The sequence below is a fragment of the Peribacillus sp. NPDC056705 genome (assembly GCF_043656335.1).
The window spans coordinates 1-25,754 of sequence record NZ_JBHTYI010000009.1; the positions used below are offsets into that span (position 1 = coordinate 1).

The window sequence follows — 25,754 nt, forward strand, 5'->3', positions numbered from 1 at the left end:
TAAAACTGCATTTGATTTTTCGTCTATCGTATATTTAGTCAAAAAAACTGCACCTCCAATTGTTAGATGTTGTCTAACAATTGGGGTGCAGTTCAAAAGAGGCCCTCTTTCTTTCAGTTCATTGTTCACTGTCCCAAATAATCAAATTATTCAATTATTCAAACCTTTTCAATAGTCTTTCCTTCGATAATTTTGGTAGAATGCAAGGTAGACAAACCGGCTGCTACTCGAGGTGGTTCATACGAAAATGGTGCCGGGGTTTGTGCTAAAGTGAATGAGCCTTAACTGTTTCATCTCCTTGCCGGTTATAATGAACCCCTTCGTCTAATACCTATAAGTTTTCACAAACGATGTAAAAAGTTTCTTTTTTATATGACAATTAAGTACAATTATAAATGTAGAAAATGGAAAAGGAGTTTTGAAATGATGAGTGATTTTCAAACGAATTTAGAAAAATATGCAGAACTTGCCGTAAAAGTCGGTGTTAACATCCAACAAGATCAAACCCTTGTCGTAAACACAACATTAGAGGGTGCTGACCTTGTGCGTCTCATTGTAAAAAAGGCTTATGAGAACGGTGCGCGTAATGTCATCGTTAATTGGAATGACGATATTGTTTCACGTACCAAATATGAACTGGCTCCGGATGAGGTGTTCCAAGAGTATCCAAAGTGGCGAGCGGAAGAAACGATCGAACTTGCAGAAAACGGAGCTGCCTATCTATCCGTCATCTCCTCCAGCCCTGACTTATTAAAAGGTGTAAAGCCAGAAAGGATTGCCAACTTCCAAAAAGCATCCGGGACTGCACTGAAGAAGTGGCGTCAGTATATGCAATCCGATAAAGTAAGCTGGTCCATCGTTGCCGTCCCTTCAGAGGCTTGGGCTGATAAAGTATTCCCTGAAGAGGCAGAAGGAAAACGCGTTGATCTGCTATGGGAAGCCATTTTCAAAGCAGTTCGTGTTGATGTGAAGGACCCTGTGGAGGCCTGGAAAAAACACGATGATACCCTGCATGAAAAGGTTGATTATTTAAATGACAAGCATTACCAAAAATTGCATTACACGGCTCCTGGAACAGACCTGACAATCGAGTTACCCGACAAACACCTATGGGTCGGAGCAGGAAGCATCAACGTACAGGGTCATGAATTCATGGCTAACATGCCTACCGAAGAAGTGTTTACGGTTCCATTGAAAACAGGTGTTAATGGTACGGTTTCCAGTACGAAACCCCTTAGTTACGGTGGCAACATCATTAATAATTTTTCCGTGACCTTTAAGGAAGGACGGATCATTGAAGTAAAAGCAGAGGAAGGGGAAGAAATCCTGAAACAATTGGTTGAAACGGATGAGGGTTCACACTATCTTGGTGAAGTGGCACTTGTTCCATTCAACTCACCGATTTCCCAATCGAATGTTTTATTCTTTAACACATTATTCGATGAAAATGCTTCAAACCATCTCGCTATCGGCAGCTCCTATGCTTTCTGTATTGAAGGCGGAAAAAACATGAGTCCAGAAGAGCTTGCAGAAAATGGACTGAATGAAAGCCTTACACATGTCGATTTCATGATTGGATCAGAGAAAATGAACATCGACGGCATCAAACAGGACGGCACTTCGGAACCTGTCTTCCGTAATGGGGATTGGGCGTTTTAATTAAAGCGTTGATATAGAGGGGTTTTGAAGGTCTAGAACCTTGGGTGGTCACAAAAATGGTCACATTTCTTTAATTTTAAACAAATTATCAAGTTCATCAGCCACGTGTTTCTGCATACTAGGAAGCACGTGGCTATACTTGTCTAGCGTAATTTGAATGGATGTATGTCCAACTCGCTCCGAGATGACCTTTACATTCACATTTTGTTTGATTAGCATCGTTACAAGGGTATGTCTTAAATCATGAAAACGGATTGTAGGTAACCCTAGCTTTATTGCTTGGGCTTTAAGTCTTTTGGAAAGAGTAGCAGAATCCAGTGGATTACCATAGCGTGTACAAACAACTAAATCATAATCATTGAAGTTTTGACCATGCTTCAGCTTATGTCCGACAACAACGATTCTCTCCTTTTTCAATCCCGTTATTTCACCTAATAACGCAATTAAATAGACCGTATAAAATCGATGCTTCTTTGACTGTTGTATGAAATATTCAACCTGTTCAGTATCCCAAGCGGTCATTTCAAGATTGTTTCTCTTTGGCAACGTTACATTTAAAACTGGATTTTCATTTACTAGCTTTAAACTAACAGCCTTTCTAAAAACAACCTTCAACATATCAATAATTTTCTTAATCGTATTAGAACATAAAGCAGTTTCTTCTACCAAATCATAAATAAATCTTTGGACTATCGAAGGTTCAATTTTTTGTACTCTAAAAAGACCCATTCTAGGATTGATATGGGGCCATTGTTCATCAAGTAAATTTCTCTATAAGCAATATTATGTTTATTCCGCTTCTTCTACTAATTTAGTCACCTCATCATTAATATCTTCTTCTATTTGTATCAGTTCTTCAATATCACTCCTTTCCGCTCTTGTATTCACTCCCGCTACCCATTCATCATAATTCTCAGATGGTCTCACATATTTTTTGCTATTTTCATCATATTCAAATTTAGATTGATATGCTCCAATAAATGAGTAATATTCAAATCCAGTTTCAGAGCTACCCTTCGCTAGAAAGGCAACCAATATATCACCTTTTACAGACGGTCTATGCCCATTATATATTACAAAAGATGTTTCCTTTAATTCCTCTTCTGTTAAATCTGCAAATTTATCTTTCATACCATCTTGTTCAGCGGTAATATACCCACCTCCTTCTAATATTGTTATTTCTAGTCCTTCTAAACTTGAGTCACCACTTAAAACTTGGTTAACTTTAAAAGTTAGCTTTGTAAATGGACTACCAAATCCAACTTCTTCATCCATAAGTACGTAGTTTTCAGTGGCTACAACTTCGCCTTCAACGGAAAGTCCTGAATCTCTCATTAAATGTTCTACATCATCATAACTAAAAATAAAAGAAAGTTGAGCATCTGCAACGGTTACGTTATCCATATCCACAGAAGCTTCTTCACTATCTGTATCACCTTCTTCTTTAGTAGAACCTCTTGGTTTATCGTTTTCAGCCGTAAGTCTAGATTCATCTTGTTCCTTATTTTGAGATTCATCATTTGTATTACTACACGCTGATAAAGCGAAAAATGATAACAAACAAAAAAATACAAATTTCTTCTTTTTCATTTTCCTTCACTCCTTTCGTAAAGATTGTTGTTTTTAAAAACTAAACGATTTAAGGTTGATTGGAGCGCAAGTGCGAGACTCCTGCGGGAGCAGCGGGACAGGTGAGACCCCAGAGGCGTTTACGCCGAGGAGGCTCACCGCCCGCCCCGCGGAAAGCGAGCATCTGGAGGGGAAATCGACCACACCTCTTTACTTGATAAATAGCAACAAAGTATGCCCAATTTCATGACTAATAGTTACTTGTTGGTATTTGGGATAGCTAGTTAGTACATCTTTGGCTAATTGAATCTTTGACCAGTACCAGTTTTGATTTTGCGGAAGAACCTTTGTTTGGTTAACATAAAAATAAGTTACTCCTGCAACACCTTTTCCAAGATTTGAAAGAGAGTTTACGCGATAATGATCAATAGTGCTAGCACTCTTAGTTGTTGTCTTTTTATAAGATGTTGGGGTTAATATTCCTGCATATTCGGAAGAATATATCCACCTGTCAAATGAATTTGCTATTTTTGTAGAGTACGTACTTGCAGATGAATCAACGCAATAAAACTTTGTACTTTTACCATGGTTTCCAATTCCTGAAGTCATTTTATGCCCTTTAAATGTATTATAAGCATTTGCACTAACTGGTATCAGAAAAACAAGAATGGTGCTTAATAATACGCTATTCCTCATAAGTCTTCTCATAAAATTCACTCCTCTTTTTTTGAAAATGTTACATATACATTTATAACTATCTTTAAATGTATAAGTAATCTGTTTTTACCAAAAATTGAGAAAAATATGAAAATAACGATTATCTATATTATTAAAATCATCTTTTATATTTGACATTAATAATTACAGTGTAATAAATTAATAAGTTTATCTTAGACATTTATTACACTGTAACCAACTGAATAAGCCTATTAAGGCGATATGAAGACGGCAGACATATCACCTAATTTTCTTGGAAAGTTCTTTTATTTCCTTATCAAAATAAAATGGTATATATCAATAAGTTCATCTAGTGTTTTCCCTTCAAAGTTGATGAGTTCCAATACAAATTTTCTTGCCTGTTGACAAGATGTAACCATTTTCGGAAGTTATGTCCATAAAATTTTTGAAGCACGCAGTGGTCATAAAAAAAGCGTTTTTGTCATTATCCATTTTTATCCTTTCTTTCAATATCCACAAAACCCTTATATATCAACGTTTCCAGCCAACATCGACGGCATCAAACAGGACGGCACTTCGGAACCTGTCTTCCGTAATGGGGATTGGGCGTTTTAAATAACTGAAATTCTTGAATTCTTCAGATATATAGCCGCATGATTCCTGAATTACTTCGGAACATTGGCTGTTTTTTTATGCACCTTTATAATCACCCTCAGGCTTTTAGTTTTGTACAGCCAAAATAATTGGGCTAGTTCCGTATACATAGCCTGATTTTTCAACCCCAATATATCATTGGAACATCTTGAACACATCTTTCATTCGCAAATATGTTATACTATTAATAAAGAGGGTGGCTAAATTGAGAAGCAATAAGTATAATACTGGTGAAACAGTAACTATTCAGGATACTAATGAATCAGTAACCATTAATAAATGGGCATATGTAAAAAACATGAAGAGATATTCTTACACTGTTAAAGAACATCCAACTACTTTTTTCTTTGAAGAGGAATTAAAAAAAGCTTAATGACAAGTCACTAAAACCCTACTCATTTCAGAGTGGGATTTTTTTCGCTTTCATTTTTTAGCATAATAAAAAACAGACTCCCATTGAGGAAGTCTGTTCATATCGGTTACGATTTAATTTAGAAATTAAGCTTTTTGAACGTTAGCTGCTTGAGCTCCACGAGCGCCTTGCTCAACGTCGAAAGTTACTTTTTGACCTTCGTCTAAAGATTTGAAGCCTTCGCTTTGGATAGCTGAGAAATGTACGAATACGTCGTCTCCGTTTTCACGTTCGATAAATCCAAAACCTTTTTCTGCATTAAACCATTTAACTGTACCTTGTTCCATTGTTGTTGCCTCCTAGTGCATAACACACATTGTATTACTATTTTTAATCATTTGGAAAATAATCAGTATCCTCTTCCACAATCAAAAACAATTCTTTATTAGAGTAACATGAATTGATGAAGATAGCAAATTATCCAGTGATATTTTAAAGACGGCTTCAGTTCTTTTCTCCTTCCCATTTTCTTTATTTATCCAATTTAATGATTCAGATATTAATAAATGGGTATATCAGAGTAATAAGAAACAGTACCAAGGATGATCAACAAGGAGGTCAATCAATGAAATATTACAAGGTATCCAATAACGGTTTTGACAGTAAGGTAATTGTAGCCTATAGCGGGTATGAGGCACTCGGATTTTATTTAATGGAAAGCAATGATCAACTTGGTTTTGTTGATGATATAGATGTGGAAGAAGTGGATGCTGATGAACAAGTCGAGATTTCCTATACGGGTTTTCCCGTTTTTAAGACACTTAAGGAGCTATATCAAGAGAAAGACTTCTGGGAAGTTCCTTATGTTGTCGTGGAAGTTGAGTAAAGAAAGCAACCTCCCATCTTTAGCCTCTGGATGTTACCTCCCAATCAACTCTGATAAATAGTATTTGGTAATTGCAAGATATTCACGGGTATATGATTTCAACAGTGACACTTTTGGTGTTTTTGCCGGCATCCCCTTCATGTCCAAGCCTTCTTTTCTTGCTATTTCAACTGCCCGGTAGATATGAAAGTCATTGCTTACAATCAATCCTGTAGCTGCTGTATCAGGAATGAGTTCTTTTGAGAAAACAATATTCTCGTGAGTTGTTGTAGATTTGTCTTCCATCATGATGCGCGCATCTTCAATTCCCTGGGCGATTAGCCCCTGTTGCATTGCTTTCGCTTCCGATATATCTTCCCCCGGTCCTTTTCCGCCAGATACAATGGCCACTGTTTGTTTATTGGCCTTTAAATATTCTGCAGCTTTATCAATCCGGTATTGTAGTGATAATGATGGAACCGAACCTTTGACCCTTGCTCCAAGAATAATGAGGTAATCGGCATTTTCAGGAATTTGCTGGTGAATGCTTTCTTGAATTTTCATGTGTAAAAAACCAAAATACCCCAGTAATATAACAACACTCATTACGCCCAATTTCATCGCGCTTTTCAAGGTTTTTCCCCGCTTCATTTTCCTTTCATTTAACATTCTTCACTGACCCCTCTATAGCCAAAATCGAAGAGCGTGAAATCACGAAAGACTTCCCGCACTTCCAAAAATATTCAAACTGACTGTTTATTCTGCGACAATATCATCATATATCAATTTTCCAATTTTACTGATCACTTGACGGCTCTCTTCCTCTGATTTCATATCTTCAGTAAGAACTGCAGCATAGACTGTTTGTGTTTCTGAACGAATGATTGCACAATCATGGGAAACTCCGCGAATTCCACCAGTTTTGCTTGCTACCTTGACCCCTTTGCCCATCAGTGAAGGAAGTTTATCCCTTAATTGTTGATTGTCAAATACACGCAATATTCTTTCTTGGCTTTCTTTCGTTAAAAAGTTTCCTGTATGTATCGCTTTCAGGCAGGTAATCGTATCTTCCGCCGATATGGTATTGTCGCGCCCTTCTTTTAATGCCTTAAAATCCTGCATTTTTCGTTCAAGGACAGTGTTTTTCAAACCAAGATCCTTGATGCATTGATTAATTTCCTCAAATCCCAGCAGGTTCATCATCATGTTCGTGGATGTATTGTCAGAAACAGTTATCATCAATGTCAATAAATCCTCAACAGTTAAAAATACTTTATTCGATAAGACATGCAGAACCCCAGATCCCCCTGTCACTTCATTAGGCGGGATGGTCACTGGTTGATTCAAATAGATTTTCTTTTGTTCACTTTGACGATAACCTTCGATGATCATCGGTATTTTGATAAGACTCGCTGATTGAAAGGATTCATTCTCGTGGTATCCAATCGTTTCCCCATGACCATTTTCAATTTTATATGCGATTTTCCCATTAAATGTTTCAATTAATGCCAAGATATCATGTTCTATAGTTTGTAAGGTCATCTATTTCCTGTTCCTCCCTTAGATATCATTTAAATCCCTATAAAAAACTCCCTTATCCCCTAACTTATTCTACCATGTTGAATGCAGTACAATCTTCTTCTAAATTCCAATTGAATAATTTTTTGCATAAAAAAGAGCCTTCATATCGAAAGCCCCGTTACTAACGAATATTCATCTGGATTTAACTGCCCTGCCCTTCACTAATGGGAATCGTTTCTTCTCGGTTGTATCCACCTGTGTGATTTCACCATCATGTATGGTTATTATCACGGATCCATATTGCAGATCTTCCAAGCTTGAAATGATATGCCTGATTTTCAATTCTTCTTTCTTTTCCATAATATCTCCCCTTCACTACTGGTAATAAAGTTTCGTTTCATGCCTACTGTTTAAAGCGCCCGTACGCTTCCCGCTTTCCATGTTTTCTTGAGGAAGTTGGTTTACCTATCATATCCTCACATTACTTTCCGTATAAGAATAGCCAGTTAATAGGAACTCCACATTCCCCTCCCCTCACTAATAAAAGATAAAAGGCACCCGCCATCTATCAGAAGTAGATGTAAGGGTGCCTTTAGTTGACTAATCGGCAATATTTAGGAGTTGCATATGTTATTGAAAAACACGAACCAAAGGAAAACCACATTATTCTTACCAACTAACTTGGTATTTACTAATATAATCCAATTCCCTCGTTTTGTCAATGAAAATTATAATTTTCTGATTAGTCTGCGTTTTACATTTTACTTATTTACCACTTTACCAAACTAAACTATTTGAGATATACTATTTTAGTATAAGTTGTCGGTATAAACACACACCTATTTAAGAAAGGTTCGATATAAATGGTAAATAAAAAATGGGGTTTATTGATTTTGACCACATTCGTTATTGGGAATATGGTCGGCGGCGGAATTTTCATGCTCCCTGCTCAATTAGCACAGGTATCCAGTCCATTAGGGGCCACATTGGCATGGATCGTTACTGGACTGGGAGTTTTTCTAATAGCTTTGGTGTTTGGTAACCTGGCAGTGCGGAAACCTGATTTGAAAGCTGGACCGCAAAGTTATGCTCAATCATTATTTAAATCCCCTGCTAAAGGAAGGGTTTCAGGTTATAGCATGGCATGGGGCTATTGGGCTGCGAATTGGGCTGCGACAGCTTCTGTCATCATTTCATTTGCTGGTTACCTATCAACGTTTTTCCCGGTGATGCATAGTGCGAAAGTGATTTATACAGCCGGGTCGTTTCAACTTGAACTGGGTAAAGCATTAACATTTGCGGTATGTTCCGTTGCCCTTTGGGGGATTCAGGCAATCTTGGTAAGAAGTTTTAACAGCGCTGGGAAAATGAATCTTTTTGCCACGGTTACCAAAGTGCTTGGATTCTTATTTTTCATCATTATCACGATTTTCATTTTCGATACTTCCAACCTAGGGAACGGAGCTGAATTTTATGATAAGGCGGGATCTGCAATCTCTTTAGGTGATCAAGTGAATGCTGCTGCAATTTCAACATTATGGGCTTTCATCGGTATTGAAGCCGCAGTCATGCTGTCAAACCGCGCCAAGTCACAAAATGATGTAAAGAAAGCGACGATCCTTGGTTTACTTATCGCAGTTGCCATTTATATCGGCATTACTTTATTGACGATGGGTGCCATATCGCAAGACGATTTGAAAATATCTCAAAAACCGCTTGTTGACGCATTGCAAGCTGTAGTTGGTTCAAGCGGTACGTATTTAATGGCTGCTCTTGCCGTCATTTCCTTATTGGGATCTACAATCGGATGGATTGTCGTTGCATCAGAGGTTCCTTACCAGGCAGCGAAATCGGACCTGTTTCCGGCCTATTTTGCGAAAGCGAACAAAAATGGCACACCCGTCCGTTCTATGACAATAACAAATATCATGACACAGATATTCTTATTCTCCACTATTTCGGGTACGATTTTGGAAGCTTATCAATTCTCGATGATTGTCGCTACACTCGCTTACTTGATCCCGTATCTTGCTTCGGTTCTGTATCAATTGAAATTAGTCATGACTGGGGAAACCTATGACATCATGAAAGGCTCAAGGGTACGTGATGGCATCATTACCATCCTGGCGTTAATTTACTCGATCTGGGTCATCAAGACAGGTACAGCTGATATGAATACATTCATACTTGGCATAGCATTATATGTATTCGGAATCGTCCTATACCCATTATGGATGAGAAAAAAAGCATAACCTTAAACACCTTGGCACTTATGGATGCCAAGGTGTTTTTTATATATCTTTCATAATCAATCTAGTTTTCAGCTGAACCGTTTCCCCTGAGCATAACTCCCGCAATCCAGTCATTTTTGCAGACAAATCCAAATTAGGAGCATTCGTTACCCATGTATATGGTTCGGGACAGACAAACCCCTGCTGGTTGAACAATACCCAAAACTTAAAATGTCGATCGACATGATAGATGACCTGTATGCCAGCCTCTCGGTCAGTAAGTATGCACTCGTTTTCCAGCGCTCTTTCCTCATCATAGCCAAATATGTCATCAAATTGCCTGCCGTCCAAACTAATACCATTTTGGATTTCCAATGTATTGTCCGTTTCATGAATTGCACCAGTGGGCAATGACCTTTCATTCAACTCCCAATGTTTATTGACAGGAAGTGATATTCTGCAATTCTCCAATTTACTCCCTGTTCCAAATGGAAAATTGAATACGGTATGATAACCTGCTCCCCATGGAAAGGGTTCAATGCCCTTGTTGGTGATTTCCAATTGTATTTCCAATGTTTCTGCCTTTAAAGAGAAAGACATATTCACAATGATATCTTGTGGAAAGCTGCCTTTTAGATCAAAATCGCTGCTTGAAAATTCAGTATTAATGACCACTGCTTTCCCGTTCACTTCCTTTTTGCAGACTTGCCACGGCTTGTCATGCAAAAAACCATGAATATGATTGGATTTTTTCATTTCATTGATTGGAAACTTATATACAGTCCCCTTATATGTAAATTGACCACCTTCAATCCGATTAGGAGGAAACAGGATTGGCATTCCATATAAAATGGGAGCTTTTTTATACTCTTCCACGCTATCCGGAGTGCGCAGCAACTCAATATCCTTGTGCTTGTACTTCAACGAAAGCAGATTGCTTCCTAAAGATGGCGCAATTATCGCTTCCACTTTTTCATTGCCGAACTTTATGGCCTTTTCATTTAAAAAAATGATATCTTCAATATAACCTTTCACTAATTCTCCTCCTTTGACTTGAACATATATCAATCCTACTTCCACGGACCGTTTTTTGCAACAAATGGAAAATATATATTTTTGAGTTTGAAATAAGTGTTGGTAATCTAGGATTTTGCTTAGTTCGCTTTACTATTTTTCTATTTCTTTTTTAACCTTTTCCTCCGCATAGATCGCCTTGTGCCTTATTAAATAAAAAAAGGATGCCGTAACGGCATCCTTTTTTCCTTATCTATTACTTTCACTTACTAAAGCCACTATGCCTTCTTCATCATCCAATACAAGTTCAATACCAGAGTATGGATCTTTATTCATATATTCATCCAGCCATAAGCGAAGCGCTTCTATCAAGTTGATGGTAATTAACACTTGTTTCCGGCCATCGACGAACGCTTCCGCCGAAAAGCCATAATCATCATCAAACATTAACTCCACTTCTACCTCATTGGGTTGTACCTGTTTTTTACGGGCAATGTAAACACAAACCGCATTGATGATATCTTGTTCGGAAATCTTTAGCCTCTCCATGGGTTTGTATCCTCTTTCTTCTTCTTATCTTTGAAATATGTGAATATTTTACGGATTACAACGATTAATACAACGACCGCTAACACGTTGATTAATAGACCAAGTATAGAACCAAGGGCTCCCATATTGGCGAATAGGCTACCAAAAAGTAAACCTGCCAGTCCACCTAGCATAATTCCTTTCATTAAGCCGCCTTTTGAGAATGTATTTCCAGTCTTGGCTTTATTAGCAGTAGTAGCATCGGACTTCTTAGTTTCTTTATTTTGGAAATTTGATTTGTTATTGTTGTTGCTGTTAAAACTTCTTTTTCCGGACTTGTAACCCCTTGCATCGACTGACTCCGAATGATCTTGGAATACATAAGTGCCGACTGGCGAGAATGCTAGTGTAATTGTAAGTAATGCAGCCATAAATTTTTTCATCATGTTTTTTTTGCCTCCGTTTAATAGTATGGAATGTTGATTCTATAAATGTTTTCCCAGATTTACTGAAAGTCCACATCACCTATCCTTGTTTTATCTTATAGTATTTACGTTCAATTTCAAAATAAGTTTCATTTTTTTCGATTTTTTTCAAAAAAAATAAGCAGGGGCATTTACTCCCCCGCTTACTTAAAGAACGATTAGTTTACACGAACGACACGGCCGTTGAATTTACTTGCCCAATATCCGCTTTCCATATTGGCGATCGCAACACCTGTTGAACTTTGGGAACCGATAAATTTGCCGCCGCCGACATAAATACCGACATGCCCATCAGTTTTGTAGGTATTGAAAAACACTAAATCTCCAGGTTGCATTTGACTCTTGGATACTTGACGTCCTGCACTTGTCAATGCACCCGTATTTGCTGGAAGGTTCACACCAGCTTGTTTATAAGCCCATGCAACGAATCCTGAACAATCGAAAAGACCGTTAGCGATATCTGATGCCGTTCTTCCGCCACCAAATTTATAAGTGGAGTTACCGATATATTTATAACCGGCTGTAATGGCAGAGCCTGTATTTGCACTGCTAGGCTTGCTTGATGTTTCAGTTTTACTTACTGCTGGCTTACTAGCTGCTGCAGGTTTATCAACGGAACTGCTTTTAGATGAATTAGATGATGCTTCACCTTTAGACGAACCAGATGCTGACGATTCAGCTTTAGAAGCACTTGTTGATTCTTTACTTGAAGAACTTGATGATCCGTCATTGGAAGAACTCGATGATCCATCATTGGAAGAATTTGAAGAATTCACTTCTTCAGCAGCACGGTCAAGATCCGCTTTCTCTTCTGCTTTACGTTCTTCCTCTTTTTTGATATTTTCACGAATGGACGCAATTTGTGATTCTAAACCGGCATCTTTATTCTCTAAAGATTGTTTTAGGGCCGTTGTTTCCGATTCTTTCTTTTCAACGATTTCCTTCATTTTGACAGTTTCAGCTTTTTGATCTTTAATTTGAGATTGCATGCCCTTAAGTTCTACTTCCATATCCTTTAGGCTTTGCAATTTTTTCTCAACAGTCGCTTGTTTTTTTTCTAAGTCAGCTTTATCCGCTTCCTGTTCTCTTAGAATCTGTTGGTCAGCTTCCACGATGGTGGCTACCGCTCCAACACGATTAACGAATTCACCAAAGCTTTTAGAACCTAAAACAACTTCCAGGTACTCTACGTCCCCGCCGCTCTCTTGGAATGAAAGCGCGCGCTCTTTCAAGACTTCCTCGCGTTTTGCGATTCTTTCTTCCAACGCTTTAATTTCTTTCTTTAAAGAATCTATGTCTTTTTCGGTGTCTTTAATTTCTTGTTTAGTATCTTTGATTTTTTGGTCATTTTCTTTCATTGCCGATTCTATCTGGGCAATTTGTGCATTCATCTTCGTTTGTTCTTTTTTCAATTCCTGAATAACTTGTTCTGCCTCTGAAATATCCGATTGTATTCCTGTGCGTTGTGATTGAATATCCGAGATAGATTCAGCTTTGACAGACGGTATGGCAAAAGCGCTCCCTAATCCAAGCATAATTGTCGTGTTCAATACGATAAGTTTTTTCTTCAAACTCATTTCCCCTGCTTTCCTCCCCTTGCATTTCCATCGACCCACTTCTTTTTCTCTAAGAAAAATCATTAGTCAAAATAAATTGCTGGGAACTCTTCTCTATTTTTTTTACTCTTTATGTAATCTTCTAACGTTGTGATTATATTAAAACATTTCTTAAACTCTACTATGTTTTCATCTAAGTCGTAGTATATCATCAGATTTTGTCAAATGCGTAATAACAATATTACAATTATATTTCAATTTTAACATTAAACATTAAAATTCGACTTTTTCTCGTGATATAACATCCAATATCTTACATAACACTCTTCTTATTTTGATGCAAGACTTTTTATCTAGTCTATGGCACTATGTGACCATAGACTATTGACGGGTAAAAACTCTCCATTTCCGATTGCAAGGAAGCCCTTTTATAACAGTTTGCAGCTTATTTACCTTTACGGGAAGTCCCTCCTGTCAGCATCCTTAAAAAAACTAAAAAAAACCGCTCTTAGCGGTTTTCCCGTCAATATTCGACCCATTCTTAAATCCCAGCCATAAAGTCGACAAAAACTCTCAATTCTTTTGGACGGACATATACCCTTTCCCCTTTGCTTATTCCCAGATTCAAATATTGTTCTTTCGTCAGTTCGATTTCCAGCGGTTCGTTTGTATCCTGACGAATGACTTCTATCCGGACGATGGGGCCAATCGTATGGATATGGTCAATGATGGATGCGATCGAGTCCTTTTCCGATGGTTCTCTTTCTATGATAAAGTTATGATTCCTTACATAACCAGTGCCCATTCCATCTTCAATGTCCGGGGCATTCATTTCCACATTCCCAGTTACCAATTTTCCTTTATGGACGTTGCCCTTTAATAGATTGACACTGCCGAGGAAATCATAAACAAAAGGATTTTCAGGGTGATCATATACTTCTTCCGGAGTTCCAATCTGTTCAATTTTCCCTTCATTCATGATTACCACCCGATCGGCAACATCCATCGCCTCTTCTTGATCATGCGTCACGAACACACTCGTAACATTGAATTCGTCGTGAAGCCTTCTTAGCCAACGCCTAAGTTCTTTGCGAACCTTGGCATCCAATGCCCCGAATGGTTCATCAAGCAAAAGGATATTCGGTTCAACCGCAAGTGCCCTTGCCAATGCGACACGCTGCCGCTGGCCGCCAGATAATTGGGATGGATAACGATCTTTATATCCTTCCAACTTTACAAGCTGAAGCAATTCAGTGACTTTTTGTTCAATATCTTTTTTACTTGGCCTTATTTTTCTAGGGCGGACCTTTAATCCATAGGCAATGTTATCAAAAATCGTCATATTTCGAAAAAGGGCGTAATGCTGAAAGACGAATCCCACATTTCGATCTTTTACATGTTTATGCGTATAATTCTCTTCATTGAAGAGGATCCTTCCGTTCTCTGCTTGTTCAAGACCGGCGATGATACGCAGTAATGACGTTTTCCCCGATCCGGAAGGTCCAAGGAGGGCTACGAGTTCACCGCTCTTTATTTCCAAATTGATGTTTTGGAGTGCTTGATAGGACCCGTAATATTTTGTAACATTATCAATGATGATACTCATTTCATTCCTCCTAACTCGCTTTGGTTGATTTAAAGTCGGTTTTCCATTCTATGAAACCTTTAATGATCAAGGTCATGATTGCAAAGATGGACATCAGGGATGCAACGGCAAATGCAGCCGAAAATTGATATTCATTGTATAAGATTTCAATATGAAGCGGCATCGTATTGGTCATGCCCCGTATATGGCCCGATACGACCGATACAGCCCCAAACTCTCCGATTGTCCTTGCATTGCAAAGGATGACTCCATATAGAAGTCCCCATTTTATATTGGGAAGCGTCACATACCAAAATGTCTTAAACCCTCCAGCACCCAGCGTGAGTGAAGCCTCTTCTTCAGACGTCCCCTGACTTTGCATGAGCGGGATCAATTCGCGTGCAATGAATGGGAAGGTGATGAAAATGGAAGCGATGACAATCCCCGGTACTGAAAATATCACTTTAATGTCAAAGGATTGCAACAGCGGACCAAATGTTCCATGTAAGCCAAACAGAAGAACAAAAATCAACCCAGCAATGACGGGTGAAACGGAAAAAGGCAAATCTATCAGTGTTATTAAGAAGTTTTTTCCCTTGAAATCATATTTTGTTATGGTCCACGCAGCCACAATCCCGAATATGGCATTAAGTGGCAAGGTGATGAGGACAACGATCAATGTTAACTTAATCGCAGCCAAGGAATCAGGATGGGCAATGGCCGCAAAATAGGCTTCTGCACCTTTTTCAAAAGCCTTTACAAAGATTGCGATTAATGGGACAACTAAAAACAAAGTCAAAAATAGCAATACAATTGAAATAAGGACCCATTGTATCGATTTAGGCTCTTTTGTTGCGTTTCTCGTAATGCTGACTGGGTGCTTCGTTTCAGCAACCACTGAATTACCATGTTCCATCATATTTCCTCCTACTTCCCTGAATACCTTTTGCCGGTCCACCATTGCAAGATATTGATGGTGAACAAAATTATAAATGTAATCATGAGCATGACGGCCGCAATAGCTGTTGCCCCTTCATAATCATATTGTTCAAGCTTTGTCATGATGATCAGCGGGGAAATCTCCGTTTTAAACGGCATATTTCCGGCAATGAAGACTACGGACCCATACTCTCCAAGTGCTCTCGCAAACGAAAGTGCAAAACCAGTCAATATCGCTGGAATCAATTCCGGGAAGATGATTTTAGTAAATGTCTGCATTCGATTCGCCCCTAAAGAAGCAGACGCTTCTTCCATCCCTTTTTCGATATTTTCAAGCACCGGTTGAACCATCCGCACCACGAATGGAAGGCCGATAAATATTAGGGCGATGATGATTCCGGCAGGAGTGAAAGCGATTTTAAAGCCGAAAAATTGCCCAATCCATCCGTTCGGTGAGTACAGGGTGGTCAAAGTAATTCCTGCCACGGCAGTCGGGAGGGCAAAAGGCAAATCCACCAGTCCATCGATGATCCGTTTGCCGGGAAACTCATAACGAGTAAGCACCCAGGCAATTAACACACCAAAAACTGCGTTCACAAAGGCCGCAGTTAACGCTGTCAGGAAACTCAATTTATACGAAGCAACAACCCTCGGCTCAGTTATGGTCGCCCAAAAGTCCTGAAGCCCCATTGAAAATGTGTTTAGAAAAACCATGGATAACGGAATCAAAACGATGATGGAAAGATAGAGTAACGTAAAACCCATCGTCAATCCAAAACCGGGTATGGTCCTCTTTTTCGTCTGTTTACCTTCTGTCACTATATTCATAGCTTCGCCTCAGCTCTTTTTCCGATTTATGAAGGAGAAGGCGATAAAGCCATCTTCTCCTTCATGCTTATTACTGTTGATAAATCTCGTCAAATGTACCGCCATCATTAAAATGTGTTTCTTGGGCCTTTTTCCAGCCGCCAAACGTATCTTCAACAGTCACCATATCGATTTTTGCAAATTGGTCTTCGTATTCAGCCAGAACCTTCTCATCCCTTGGACGATAGAAGTTTTTCGCGGCAATTTCCTGACCGACATCCGTATATAGGTATTCCAGGTAAGCTTCAGCCACTTCCTTTGTTCCTTTTTTCTCGACCACTTCATCGACAACAGCTACCGGTGGCTCTGCTAATATACTGATGGAAGGATTGACGATTTCATATTTGTCATCACCGAATTCTTCCAGTGTTAAATAGGCTTCATTCTCCCAAGCGATAAGTACGTCACCAATACCCCTTTCTACAAAAGTAGTGGTTGCACCGCGGGCCCCTGAATCCAGGACTTCAACGTTCTGATAAAGCTTTTTCATGAAATCCTTCACTTTTGTTTCGTCCTTATCGAAATTCTTCTCCGCATAAGCCCAGGCAGCCAGGTAATTCCACCTTGCCCCTCCGCTTGTCTTTGGATTTGGTGTAATGACGGATACATCCTTTTTAATAAGATCATCCCAATCTTTAATGCCTTTAGGGTTATCTTTTTTCACCAAAAACACAATCGTTGATGTGTATGGTGTCGAGTTTTCCGGTAAACGTTTTTGCCAATCCTTTGCTAATAGGTTACTCGCTTCATAAATGGCATCAATATCATAGGCCAATGCCAATGTAACGACATCCGCCTCCAATCCATCAATAACGGCCCTGCCCTGTTTACCAGATCCGCCATGTGATTGTTGAATCGTTACATCCTGACCGGATTCTTCTTTCCAGTGCTTCACGAACGCTTCATTGAATTCCTGGTACAGTTCCCGTGTCGGATCATATGACACATTCAGTAGCTCGACTGACCTTGATGACCCGTCCCCTTCCGTTTTTTCCGAGTTGCATCCTGCAAGTACACCGAAGGCTAAAATCAAACTTGTCAATAATACCATAAATTTTTTCATGGAATCCCCCCTGTTTTTTGCAACAAAAAAAGCACACTACTTCCCTTTTTATTTTTGGAGATAGTATGCCTTCAGTTCTCTGATCAGCAAATATTCTGAATTTATTTATATTAACATAAAACAAAGTATACCAAGTTGTCAACTGCGTTTTACAAATAAACATGTACTTTTATTTTAATACAAACTTCTCAAACGAAAAGGGCTCGATCCAACGGGGAGATCGAGCCCTTTAATACCTGGCCAACACTTATGAATTTGATGCTTTTTGATACAGCTTATTGTCCACGATATACTGATAACACTGATCAGGCAGTAAATATCTTGGCTCCCCGCCCATCGCGAATTCATCCCTTATATATGTAGAACTGATTTCCATGGAAAGACCTTTATCTATAAGGTGAAATGTATTGCCATCATCATAATTTCTTAGCAATGGACTTTTGGATATAATTTTCAACATATCGATCCCATTCCGTGCCATGACGATGAATTTATGATTGGCAATCAATTTTTCCCTGAATTTCCATCGTAAGTGTACCGGTAACTCTTGATTATCAATATCTTCAAGTAAATCTGCACCCATTATGAAATAAACTTCGTCATTTGGAAATCGTGCTTTAAAATATTCCATCGTGTACCAAGTATATTGTTTACTCGTTCCGGCGCGTTCATTGATTTCATAATCACTAACTTCGAACAGCGGGTTGCCCCCTATTGCCAAATTCAGCATTTCCCAACGGTGTTCATTGCTCGTTTTCATCTGTTTATCGATACGGCCATTTGCGCAAGGTAAAAAAATCACCTTGTCTAGCTTTGCACGATGCGAAATGGTTGATGCTGTCCATAAATGCACATTCGTGACCGGATCGAAGGAAGATCCATAAACTCCAATTTTGCCCATCCTTATCTCTCCCCATCTGCCTTTCCTTTTCACAGCGGCCCTGACCGGACTCGCTTCCTTCCCCTCATGCAACCGGCAATGCGGCCAAGTCGTACAGTCCAGGCTCCAGTCCGTCAAGGACCAACCCTTCCATTGACCTCTTGTCAGCAACTGCCGGCCCCCTCTATGCCTTCAAAATCTTTCATGCCAATGCTTCAGCTGCATCTACCACAGTAGCAGTGCCAATATACAGGATTTCTTTCCATTTCCATCAAAATGAAAGGGGGCATCCATTTGAGTTCCTAATGGGTACTCATCCGGATTTACCCTACATTGACAGTTGACCCTTCAGCCATTGATGAATTCAGCCGATATGAATATTGCGTATCTCCTGGCCAATATAGCGTATTTTCATTCAGGCGCTTTAAAATATCTAACCATTGATTCATGTATTTCTCCCGCAAGTCCAAGCTTACAGTTTGGTCCTTAATGTCCAAAGCTCAGGAAAAAATGGCTGTTCGACCACTTTCTTCAGATAACTTACACCGGACGATCCGCCAGTTCCCTTTTTATTACCGATGATCCGTTCGACGGTGCTCATATGATTGAATCTCCAGAACTGTTGTTGACTTCCAATATCAACAAGCTTTTCGGCCAATTCATACAAATCCCAATATTTATGCACATCACGGTAAACTGTCAGCCACGCGTTTTCAACACTTGCATTTCCCTGATAAATTACAGACCAATCCCTGTTGCGGACCGATTGATCAATGGGAAGCCCTCTTGTAGCCAAAGCCCCTATAGCCGCATCATAAATACTAGGTTTATTCAAGGCTGCCATCATCGACTCATAAAGCTCGGGCTTGTGACGGAAAACGGCCAATATTTGCGAATTCTTTTGACCCATTGCAAATTCTATCAACCTGTTCTGATATGATTGGAACCCTGAAGAGTTTCCTAGTTTCTCCCGGAATTCCATATAATCGGATGGTGTCAAGGTCGAAAGTACATTCCAGGATTGAACAAGTTGCTGTTGGATCCTGGCCACTCGGGATAGCATCTTAAAGGAAGGCTCCAAACATCCTGCCTCAATAAGGGCTGTTGCTGCAGTCAATTCATGGAGGATCAATTTCATCCATAATTCACTTGTTTGGTGAATGATGATGAACAACATTTCATCGTGATGACCGGAAAGCCGATGCTGACTTGATAATATTTGATTTAAATGCAGGTAGTCCCCATAGGACATATCTTTTTCAAAATCAGTTACCATACTTTCTTCCGAACGGTGTTCATCTCTTGGACCCTTATCCATACTATCCCTCTTTCCCTTTACATTCTTTTGATTTTCGACATCAATACATAAACAATGCAAAGAAAGATCAGCCATGGTACACCGAACTGGAGTACAATTTTAAACGGGCCAGTGAACCAGGTGGATACCGTCAAAGCAAACAAAAGAAATGCACCAAGTAGAGTTAGATATGGAAATCCATACATTTTAACCGGTAATTTGCGTCCCCCCGATTTCTCCCACCTCTTCCTGAAAAATAAGTGGGAAATGAACACCATGAACCAGGTAAAAATGGCTCCGAACATCGATATGCCCATCATGAATGCATATGAAGTATCAGGAAGCAGGACCTTTACTCCTGCAGCAAGAAATATGCCCAAAGTGGATATGAGGAGGGCTCTTACCGGGACTCCTTTATTGCTCACTTTTTGAAATAAGGCTGGAGCCTGCTTCTGCTCGGATAATGAAAATATCATTCTGGTGGAGGCATATAATTGACTGTTCATTGCAGATATTGCAGCGGTTAAAATAATGAAATTCATGATCCCCGATGCACCGGGAACATTCAGGATTTCCATTACCCTAACAAATGGGCTTTTATCAATACCGGCCGATTGCCAAGGTACAATCATTAACATGATCCCGATTGTCAGTAAATAAAAAGTGGCAAGCCTGAAGACAGTTGCCTTCAAAGCTTTAGGGACGGCAATATCCGGATCCTTCGCTTCCCCCGCCGTCACCGCAATCAACTCAGTTCCTAAAAAGCTGAAGAGAGAAATGAATATGGCGACCCAGAGCCCCCAAAAACCGAAAGGCATAAAACCGCCATCATTGGCATAGTTCTCTACACCGATCCCGCTTGACGGTTCGGCGCCAAACACCACGTAGGCGCCCAGTAGTATGAATATGACAATGGCGCTGATTTTGATCATGGAAAATACATACTCAAAATTCCCGAATGTATTGACACTCGTCGCATTTACATAGATTAGCAGTGCAGCAAAAAGGAAAATCCAAACGCTCCAAGGTACATCCGGGAACCAATATTTCATATAAACAGCGATGGCACTCACCTCGACACCGATGGCAAGGACATTAGCTATCCAATATGAATATCTCACAACAAAACCCGCAAATGGACTTATATATTTTTCAGCAATGGTCCCAAAGGATCCCGATGTTGGGTGGGCTACAGTCATTTCCGCCAAACAGCCCATCAGCAGAAGGACAATGAATGCACCAATTGCATAGCTGATAAGTACACTTGGACCTGCCGTAGAAATCGCAAGACCGCTCCCCAAAAATAATCCGGTGCCAATTGCACACCCCATGGCAATCATTGTGATTTGACTCGATGATAATTCACGATGCAATTTATTTTTCTCCATATGTTGCTCCCATTCCAGGCAATGATTCCCCTTTTGTTTTCATAGTTTTCATATAATCTGCCGGGCTAGGACCCAGCCGTCTATTCCATACCTTTTCCAATCTTCCAATGACAACTCATCCATGGATTCAAATAGAACCCTTCTCTGTAAGAAACTAATGGATCTTCCTGATCCAAAATTCCCGCATAATCTTTCGTTGACATGAAATTGTTGATATCCAAGTTCTCCCCGCTTTCTTCCCATCCACTATTTTTCACTTGTAAATCCCCACCCCTTCCCATGCCAACCTTATCATCCTGTCAGGGTCTTTTTCAATATAATCCTTTTTATCAAAAATCATGGTGTAGTGGTTGGTTTCATCATATTTCGGCCAAATTTCACCTTCCGGGGGATTTGGGTTTCCATGTTTCGCAAAGTTAACCCAATGGCCCTGCATTCTGTGGGAAACCTTTAGGGCAGCTGACCTTGAACCAAATGAAGTGATCCGTTTCCCAAATGCCGAGTCGAAAGTCTGGAAGGCAAAAGGGATTTCCATACCATGCGTCGCCCCTAATTTACTTATGCACATTGCCGCCGTTTTATAATCAAAACGGTACATCCAAGTTTTTTTTTCAAAGCTGCTGTATGCCTCCGCATACCAAACCGAGGGAATATGTAAGGTCGCATCACGGCCAATGCCAAGCACAGCTTTCTTTTCTGGGTAGTTTATATAAGCATTCGTAATTCGCTCTTTCGCCTCAGGGTCTGTATTTTCGAACATTTTATGAATCATTGCCGCATTAGTCGGGATCAAAGGGGGATCCATCTGTTCGAATAATGTCGCTTCGTCCCTATTTGTTCCTATAAGCAAGGGTATTCCCTTTGCTTTTCCGGATCGAATCGAATCTAGTGGATAATCGGGCAGGAAGGCACCATCTACGACAGGTCCAAAGGATAGTGAGCCCGGCATGGCTTGTGAGTTTTCCCGCAAGAGTTGGTAGGAGGCCGCGACAATCTGTTGAACTGGAAGTGTTTTTAACCGATGGATTTCATTCTTTCCAATGCCCAATATCTCAAGGAACCGTTCACTGAATTGGCGCGCAAATCCTTTTCCGTAAACAGATGTTGGAGCGGGACTTTCTGCAATGGCCTGTTTAAAAAGACCTCTCGCTGATGGAACAGTAAGTAAAGTGGTAACCGCATTGCCTCCAGCTGATTCACCAAATATCGTAACATTATCAGGGTCGCCGCCAAACGCTTCTATATTATCTTTAACCCATTTAAGAGACGCAACTTGATCACGTAAACCTAAATTGGTTTCAAATATTTCCCTATCACCTGCCAACTCGGTAAAGTCCAGATACCCCAGTGCCCCCAGCCTATAGTTAATGCTTACTACGACTACATCTCCATTTTTAGCCAGTAAATGTCCATTGTACATATCAAGGGATCCAGCTCCCGTTATATATGCTCCTCCAGGAATCCAGACCATGACCGGGCGTTTTTTATCATCAGCTCTAGGTGACCAAATATTCAGGAACAAACAATCTTCATCCATTTTTTCATTTCCGGCCATTCCTGTTCTTACCGCCCGATCCATCGGCTGCGGGGGAATGGTACCAAAATCCACTGCATCGATGACACCGCTCCACTTATCAACTGGCTCCGGTGAGCGGAAACGCAGTGCCTCGACCGGCGCTTTAGCATACCTGACTCCACGCCAAACGCATATATCGTTTTCCATAGTACCTTGAAGATGTCCTTTTACCGTCGTAACTATTGATCCAATCATTCCCTTTCACCTCATCATATAGTAGTAGATATTTAAGTTCTTCTTTTTCCATTCCCTTATATCCTTCATCTTTATCGAAAAAAGATTTATAGAGTCAGTTAAGCAAAAATAAGTACCGCTATCGTATAAAGCTCAGGTTATGAGTTTGGATATAGACTTTCAAATCACCAGTTCAACAAAAAAAGACCCAATCAGGTCTTTTTTGTTGAACTCGGCAATTAGCTTAAGTGAGCATGGCAATGATGCTCAATAAAGAGCTGCCCCGAACGGAAAGCTGTTGTGCAGCATATGTTAATTGCTGTTCATCGAGCTGTTCCAGTAACGGCTTTAATTCAAGCAATTCATTCTCCAGTCCTTTAAGATCTGTAGATATCTTGTCCACCATCAAGAGGACTTGCTCGGACTCAACTGTGGTTTCAGACAAGACTTGTAACCGTTCCTTGATTTCAGTCAACGGCATATTCTGTTCCTTATACCGATTAATCATTTGAAGACGATTTAAAGCATCTTCTGTGTAATATCGATATCTTGACCCAGTTTTTTCATAGTTCAGCATTCCTAATTGTGTGTAATAGTCAATGGTTCTTCGCGAAACATTCGCAAGTTCAGCAAGCTGTCCAATCCGATATACATTCACCCAGATAGTCACCTTCTTTTAAAATCTACTGTTAACGATACTATAACATAACTATCCTAAAAGGTGACTTCGAGGATGAATCTATTAGACTACTTTATCCGAATTGCCCTTCAACTGCTTCTTGGCAAAATACAGGGCCTCTTCTTTCGATTTAAAAAAGTGCTGTTTTTCTATCTTATGATACAAACCTGTACTGAGTAACAATTCCTTTGGTTGCTGCTGGATTCCGGAAATGATTAATTTCCCCTTATATTTACCGATGCGATTAACAATCGCCAATAGCGCAGCCTCTGCTGAAGTGTCCATATATGTTACCCGGCGCATGCTTAATACCAACACTTTCGTCTTATTATCCAAGTTCTCCAATATCGATGACTCCAGGACGTCTATCGAACCAAAGAAGAGAGGGCCTTCCAAGTTATACACATTGATTTTTGACTCCGAATTATCAATTGGAACAATCTCAGTAATCTCATGACTTCTTTCCCTAACCTTTAACGTGTGGCTCATTTTTGCAATGAAGGTGATGAATGCAATCAATAAGCCGATTCCCACTCCCATGATTAAATCAGTGAAGACAGTTACGAGGAAGGTGACCAGCAAAACCGCAGAATCTGTCGTCTTCGTTTTCAATACATGAGCGAATTCCTTTCTTTCACTCATATTCCAGGCAACAAACATCAATATGGGAGCCATGCTAGCCAAAGGTATATGTGCTGCATATGGAGAAAGCACCAGCAAAACCAGTAAAACGACAATACCGTGAATGACTCCGGACATCGGGGAGACTGCCCCGCTTTTAATATTGGTAGCTGTCCTGGCAATAGCACCTGTTGCAGGTATCCCGCCGAAGAATGGGGTTGCGATGTTCGCAATTCCTTGCCCAACCAATTCCTTATTGCTATCATGCTTGGTTCCCCCCATGTTATCGGCCACGGTAGCGGATAACAATGACTCGACACCGCCCAACAAAGCAATTGTAAACGCAACGGGAAGGAGTGTGATAATGACTTCCACTGAAAGCTCCGGCACTTGGAATTCCGGAAAACCTTTCGGAATCGCTCCATACGTGGAACCAATCGTGGCCACCTTATCGGGAAATAAAAAGTAGGCTGCCATTGTTGATAGCAGCAGGCCCAGAAGCGGTCCCGGCACCCGGGGCAGGAGTCTAGGTGCCAGCAGTATGACGACAAAACATATAATCGCAACAAACACACTATATATATTGATCGTGTCTGCTTTAATCACCAGTTCCTTCATGTTATCCATGAACGCTTCATGTTTTTCCACTTTCATGCCAAAGAAGTTGGCAATTTGCCCTGAAAAGATTATTATCGCAATTCCTGTTGTAAATCCAATAATGACTGGACGGGGAATGAACTTCATCAAATTGCCCAACTTAAGAAGACCCATCAAGACCAATATCATCCCCGCTAAAAACCCGGCAATAAGCAGACTTTCATACCCATATTGCATGACGATTCCAAATAATAAAGGAACAAACGCCCCGGTTGGTCCTCCAATTTGATACTTGGAGCCACCCAAAATCGATATGAGGATTCCAGCGATGATTGTCGTATATAACCCATATATTGGTTCGACGCCTGAAGCAATTGCAAAAGCCAATCCTAAAGGAATGGCTACAACACCTACAACCAATCCTGCCGTTACGTCCTTTTGAAAACCCTTCATATTATACCCTTGAAATCTAGAATCTTTTATCATCCTTTTCAAACTCACATCCTTAGTCGTTTTTTCAAATATGAATCTACCATCATCAGGAAAAATGACATTCTTTCATTCTTGAGGAAATTACTTGATTGAAATGAATCTAACTATTGTAGGTTGTTTCAACGAGACAAACCATGCGGGGGACTTTTCAAAACTAAGAAATAATCGTCATATGTAATCTCCTTTGTTAAGTTATTTGACATGGTCTCGACCACGCTTCAACATTATACAGTAAAACGTTAAACTGTACATTGTTAGTAATATTAACATTTGTTTACAATTTTTTTGTCTTTTTACATTTCCATTACAATCCGGGACCATACTTCCAGTCTGGTTAATTTGAAGCTGGAGATTCAGACTACGAATCAGGAGGTTTGAACTTTGGACTAATTCCCCATGCCGGAAACCTTGATTACAATAGAAAAAGCATGTTTTGAGAAAGATTGCTCAAAACATGCCCTATAAACCTAATTTTGTTTTTCGT

At 39.9% G+C, this 25,754-nt stretch carries 27 protein-coding genes; 4 read left to right on the forward strand and 23 right to left on the reverse strand.

The features are described from left to right. The first annotated feature begins 426 nt into the window (after nucleotides 1-426). Entirely contained in the window at nucleotides 427-1,659 is a 1,233-nt protein-coding gene (locus tag ACFRAK_RS13410; protein WP_387600244.1) for an aminopeptidase, read from the forward strand. 60 nt (nucleotides 1,660-1,719) lie between these two features. On the opposite strand, the gene ACFRAK_RS13415 is transcribed toward ACFRAK_RS13410, so the two are convergent. The 3 genes from ACFRAK_RS13415 to ACFRAK_RS13425 all read right to left on the reverse strand — a co-directional run bounded on the left by ACFRAK_RS13415 (nucleotide 1,720) and on the right by ACFRAK_RS13425 (nucleotide 3,936). Next, on the reverse strand, nucleotides 1,720-2,388 hold the full coding sequence (locus ACFRAK_RS13415; RefSeq protein ID WP_394571863.1) for a tyrosine-type recombinase/integrase: 669 nt from the start codon (nucleotides 2,386-2,388) through the stop codon (nucleotides 1,720-1,722). Between the two features lie 60 nt (nucleotides 2,389-2,448). Further along, the gene (locus tag ACFRAK_RS13420) at nucleotides 2,449-3,249 is read right to left on the reverse strand and encodes a hypothetical protein (RefSeq protein ID WP_394571864.1); all 801 of its coding nucleotides are present in this window, start codon (nucleotides 3,247-3,249) and stop codon (nucleotides 2,449-2,451) included. 189 nt (nucleotides 3,250-3,438) lie between these two features. Next, entirely contained in the window at nucleotides 3,439-3,936 is a 498-nt protein-coding gene (locus ACFRAK_RS13425) for a hypothetical protein (RefSeq protein WP_394571865.1), read from the reverse strand. An 829-nt stretch (nucleotides 3,937-4,765) separates the two neighbouring features. Here ACFRAK_RS13425 and ACFRAK_RS13430 point away from each other — a divergent pair. Beyond that, a complete protein-coding gene (locus ACFRAK_RS13430; RefSeq protein WP_179086028.1) occupies nucleotides 4,766-4,933 on the forward strand; it encodes a hypothetical protein in 168 nt (55 codons plus the stop codon). Between the two features lie 125 nt (nucleotides 4,934-5,058). On the opposite strand, the gene cspC is transcribed toward ACFRAK_RS13430, so the two are convergent. Further along, entirely contained in the window at nucleotides 5,059-5,259 is a 201-nt protein-coding gene (gene cspC / locus ACFRAK_RS13435; protein WP_010331195.1) for a cold shock protein CspC, read from the reverse strand. Between the two features lie 278 nt (nucleotides 5,260-5,537). Between cspC and ACFRAK_RS13440 the strand changes: the two genes are divergently transcribed. Further along, nucleotides 5,538-5,798 (forward strand): hypothetical protein, encoded by a 261-nt coding sequence (locus ACFRAK_RS13440; RefSeq protein ID WP_387599388.1) that lies wholly within the window; start codon nucleotides 5,538-5,540, stop codon nucleotides 5,796-5,798. 33 nt (nucleotides 5,799-5,831) lie between these two features. Here the strand turns inward: ACFRAK_RS13440 and ACFRAK_RS13445 are convergent, their stop codons facing one another. From ACFRAK_RS13445 to ACFRAK_RS13455, 3 genes are all read right to left on the reverse strand, one after another. Further along, nucleotides 5,832-6,446 carry a YdcF family protein gene (locus ACFRAK_RS13445; protein ID WP_387599385.1) on the reverse strand — a complete coding sequence of 205 codons (615 nt, stop codon included), beginning with the start codon at nucleotides 6,444-6,446 and terminating at the stop codon, nucleotides 5,832-5,834. An 87-nt stretch (nucleotides 6,447-6,533) separates the two neighbouring features. Then, on the reverse strand, nucleotides 6,534-7,319 hold the full coding sequence (locus ACFRAK_RS13450; protein ID WP_387599382.1) for a serine hydrolase: 786 nt from the start codon (nucleotides 7,317-7,319) through the stop codon (nucleotides 6,534-6,536). A 171-nt stretch (nucleotides 7,320-7,490) separates the two neighbouring features. Further along, nucleotides 7,491-7,658 carry a YezD family protein gene (locus ACFRAK_RS13455; protein ID WP_098371233.1) on the reverse strand — a complete coding sequence of 56 codons (168 nt, stop codon included), beginning with the start codon at nucleotides 7,656-7,658 and terminating at the stop codon, nucleotides 7,491-7,493. Between the two features lie 503 nt (nucleotides 7,659-8,161). On the opposite strand from ACFRAK_RS13455, the gene ACFRAK_RS13460 reads away from it, so the two are divergent. Further along, a complete protein-coding gene (locus tag ACFRAK_RS13460) occupies nucleotides 8,162-9,550 on the forward strand; it encodes an amino acid permease (RefSeq protein ID WP_342615297.1) in 1,389 nt (462 codons plus the stop codon). Nucleotides 9,551-9,589: 39 nt separating this feature from the next. Here ACFRAK_RS13460 and ACFRAK_RS13465 read toward each other — a convergent pair whose 3' ends face one another. From ACFRAK_RS13465 to ACFRAK_RS13540, 16 genes are all read right to left on the reverse strand, one after another. Further along, nucleotides 9,590-10,564 (reverse strand): aldose 1-epimerase, encoded by a 975-nt coding sequence (locus ACFRAK_RS13465; protein ID WP_394571866.1) that lies wholly within the window; start codon nucleotides 10,562-10,564, stop codon nucleotides 9,590-9,592. 228 nt (nucleotides 10,565-10,792) lie between these two features. Next, on the reverse strand, nucleotides 10,793-11,092 hold the full coding sequence (locus tag ACFRAK_RS13470) for a YxcD family protein (RefSeq protein ID WP_098371236.1): 300 nt from the start codon (nucleotides 11,090-11,092) through the stop codon (nucleotides 10,793-10,795). Then, nucleotides 11,080-11,514 carry a hypothetical protein gene (locus ACFRAK_RS13475; protein ID WP_192208180.1) on the reverse strand — a complete coding sequence of 145 codons (435 nt, stop codon included), beginning with the start codon at nucleotides 11,512-11,514 and terminating at the stop codon, nucleotides 11,080-11,082. The genes ACFRAK_RS13470 and ACFRAK_RS13475 overlap by 13 nt, the downstream gene beginning before the upstream one ends. 200 nt (nucleotides 11,515-11,714) lie before the next feature. After that, nucleotides 11,715-13,127: a C40 family peptidase gene (locus ACFRAK_RS13480; protein WP_483878286.1), complete on the reverse strand. Its 1,413-nt coding sequence runs from the start codon at nucleotides 13,125-13,127 to the stop codon at nucleotides 11,715-11,717. A gap of 526 nt (nucleotides 13,128-13,653) precedes the next feature. Next, entirely contained in the window at nucleotides 13,654-14,718 is a 1,065-nt protein-coding gene (locus ACFRAK_RS13485; protein ID WP_387596085.1) for a sulfate/molybdate ABC transporter ATP-binding protein, read from the reverse strand. Between the two features lie 10 nt (nucleotides 14,719-14,728). Then, a complete protein-coding gene (gene cysW, locus ACFRAK_RS13490; RefSeq protein ID WP_387706126.1) occupies nucleotides 14,729-15,613 on the reverse strand; it encodes a sulfate ABC transporter permease subunit CysW in 885 nt (294 codons plus the stop codon). Between the two features lie 11 nt (nucleotides 15,614-15,624). After that, a complete protein-coding gene (gene cysT, locus ACFRAK_RS13495; protein WP_387596088.1) occupies nucleotides 15,625-16,464 on the reverse strand; it encodes a sulfate ABC transporter permease subunit CysT in 840 nt (279 codons plus the stop codon). Nucleotides 16,465-16,534: 70 nt separating this feature from the next. Next, a complete protein-coding gene (locus tag ACFRAK_RS13500; RefSeq protein WP_394571868.1) occupies nucleotides 16,535-17,566 on the reverse strand; it encodes a sulfate ABC transporter substrate-binding protein in 1,032 nt (343 codons plus the stop codon). 247 nt (nucleotides 17,567-17,813) lie between these two features. After that, nucleotides 17,814-18,467, reverse strand: a complete 654-nt coding sequence (gene nadD / locus ACFRAK_RS13505) for a nicotinate (nicotinamide) nucleotide adenylyltransferase (RefSeq protein WP_387706130.1) — start codon at nucleotides 18,465-18,467, stop codon at nucleotides 17,814-17,816. A gap of 302 nt (nucleotides 18,468-18,769) precedes the next feature. Then, a complete protein-coding gene (locus ACFRAK_RS13510; RefSeq protein ID WP_387596097.1) occupies nucleotides 18,770-18,895 on the reverse strand; it encodes a hypothetical protein in 126 nt (41 codons plus the stop codon). Nucleotides 18,896-18,918: 23 nt separating this feature from the next. Beyond that, nucleotides 18,919-19,764 (reverse strand): tryptophan 2,3-dioxygenase, encoded by an 846-nt coding sequence (gene kynA, locus ACFRAK_RS13515; RefSeq protein WP_394571869.1) that lies wholly within the window; start codon nucleotides 19,762-19,764, stop codon nucleotides 18,919-18,921. Between the two features lie 17 nt (nucleotides 19,765-19,781). Next, entirely contained in the window at nucleotides 19,782-21,131 is a 1,350-nt protein-coding gene (locus tag ACFRAK_RS13520; protein WP_394571870.1) for an amino acid permease, read from the reverse strand. Between the two features lie 80 nt (nucleotides 21,132-21,211). Continuing rightward, nucleotides 21,212-21,388, reverse strand: a complete 177-nt coding sequence (locus tag ACFRAK_RS13525) for a hypothetical protein (protein WP_387596105.1) — start codon at nucleotides 21,386-21,388, stop codon at nucleotides 21,212-21,214. Then, nucleotides 21,385-22,902 carry a carboxylesterase/lipase family protein gene (locus tag ACFRAK_RS13530; protein WP_394571871.1) on the reverse strand — a complete coding sequence of 506 codons (1,518 nt, stop codon included), beginning with the start codon at nucleotides 22,900-22,902 and terminating at the stop codon, nucleotides 21,385-21,387. The genes ACFRAK_RS13525 and ACFRAK_RS13530 overlap by 4 nt, the downstream gene beginning before the upstream one ends. A 223-nt stretch (nucleotides 22,903-23,125) precedes the next feature. Then, entirely contained in the window at nucleotides 23,126-23,539 is a 414-nt protein-coding gene (locus ACFRAK_RS13535) for a MerR family transcriptional regulator (protein WP_192203773.1), read from the reverse strand. Nucleotides 23,540-23,623: 84 nt separating this feature from the next. Beyond that, complete coding sequence (locus ACFRAK_RS13540) at nucleotides 23,624-25,264, reverse strand: SulP family inorganic anion transporter (protein WP_387597142.1); 1,641 nt, start codon at nucleotides 25,262-25,264, stop codon at nucleotides 23,624-23,626. Between the last annotated feature and the right edge of the window lie 490 nt (nucleotides 25,265-25,754).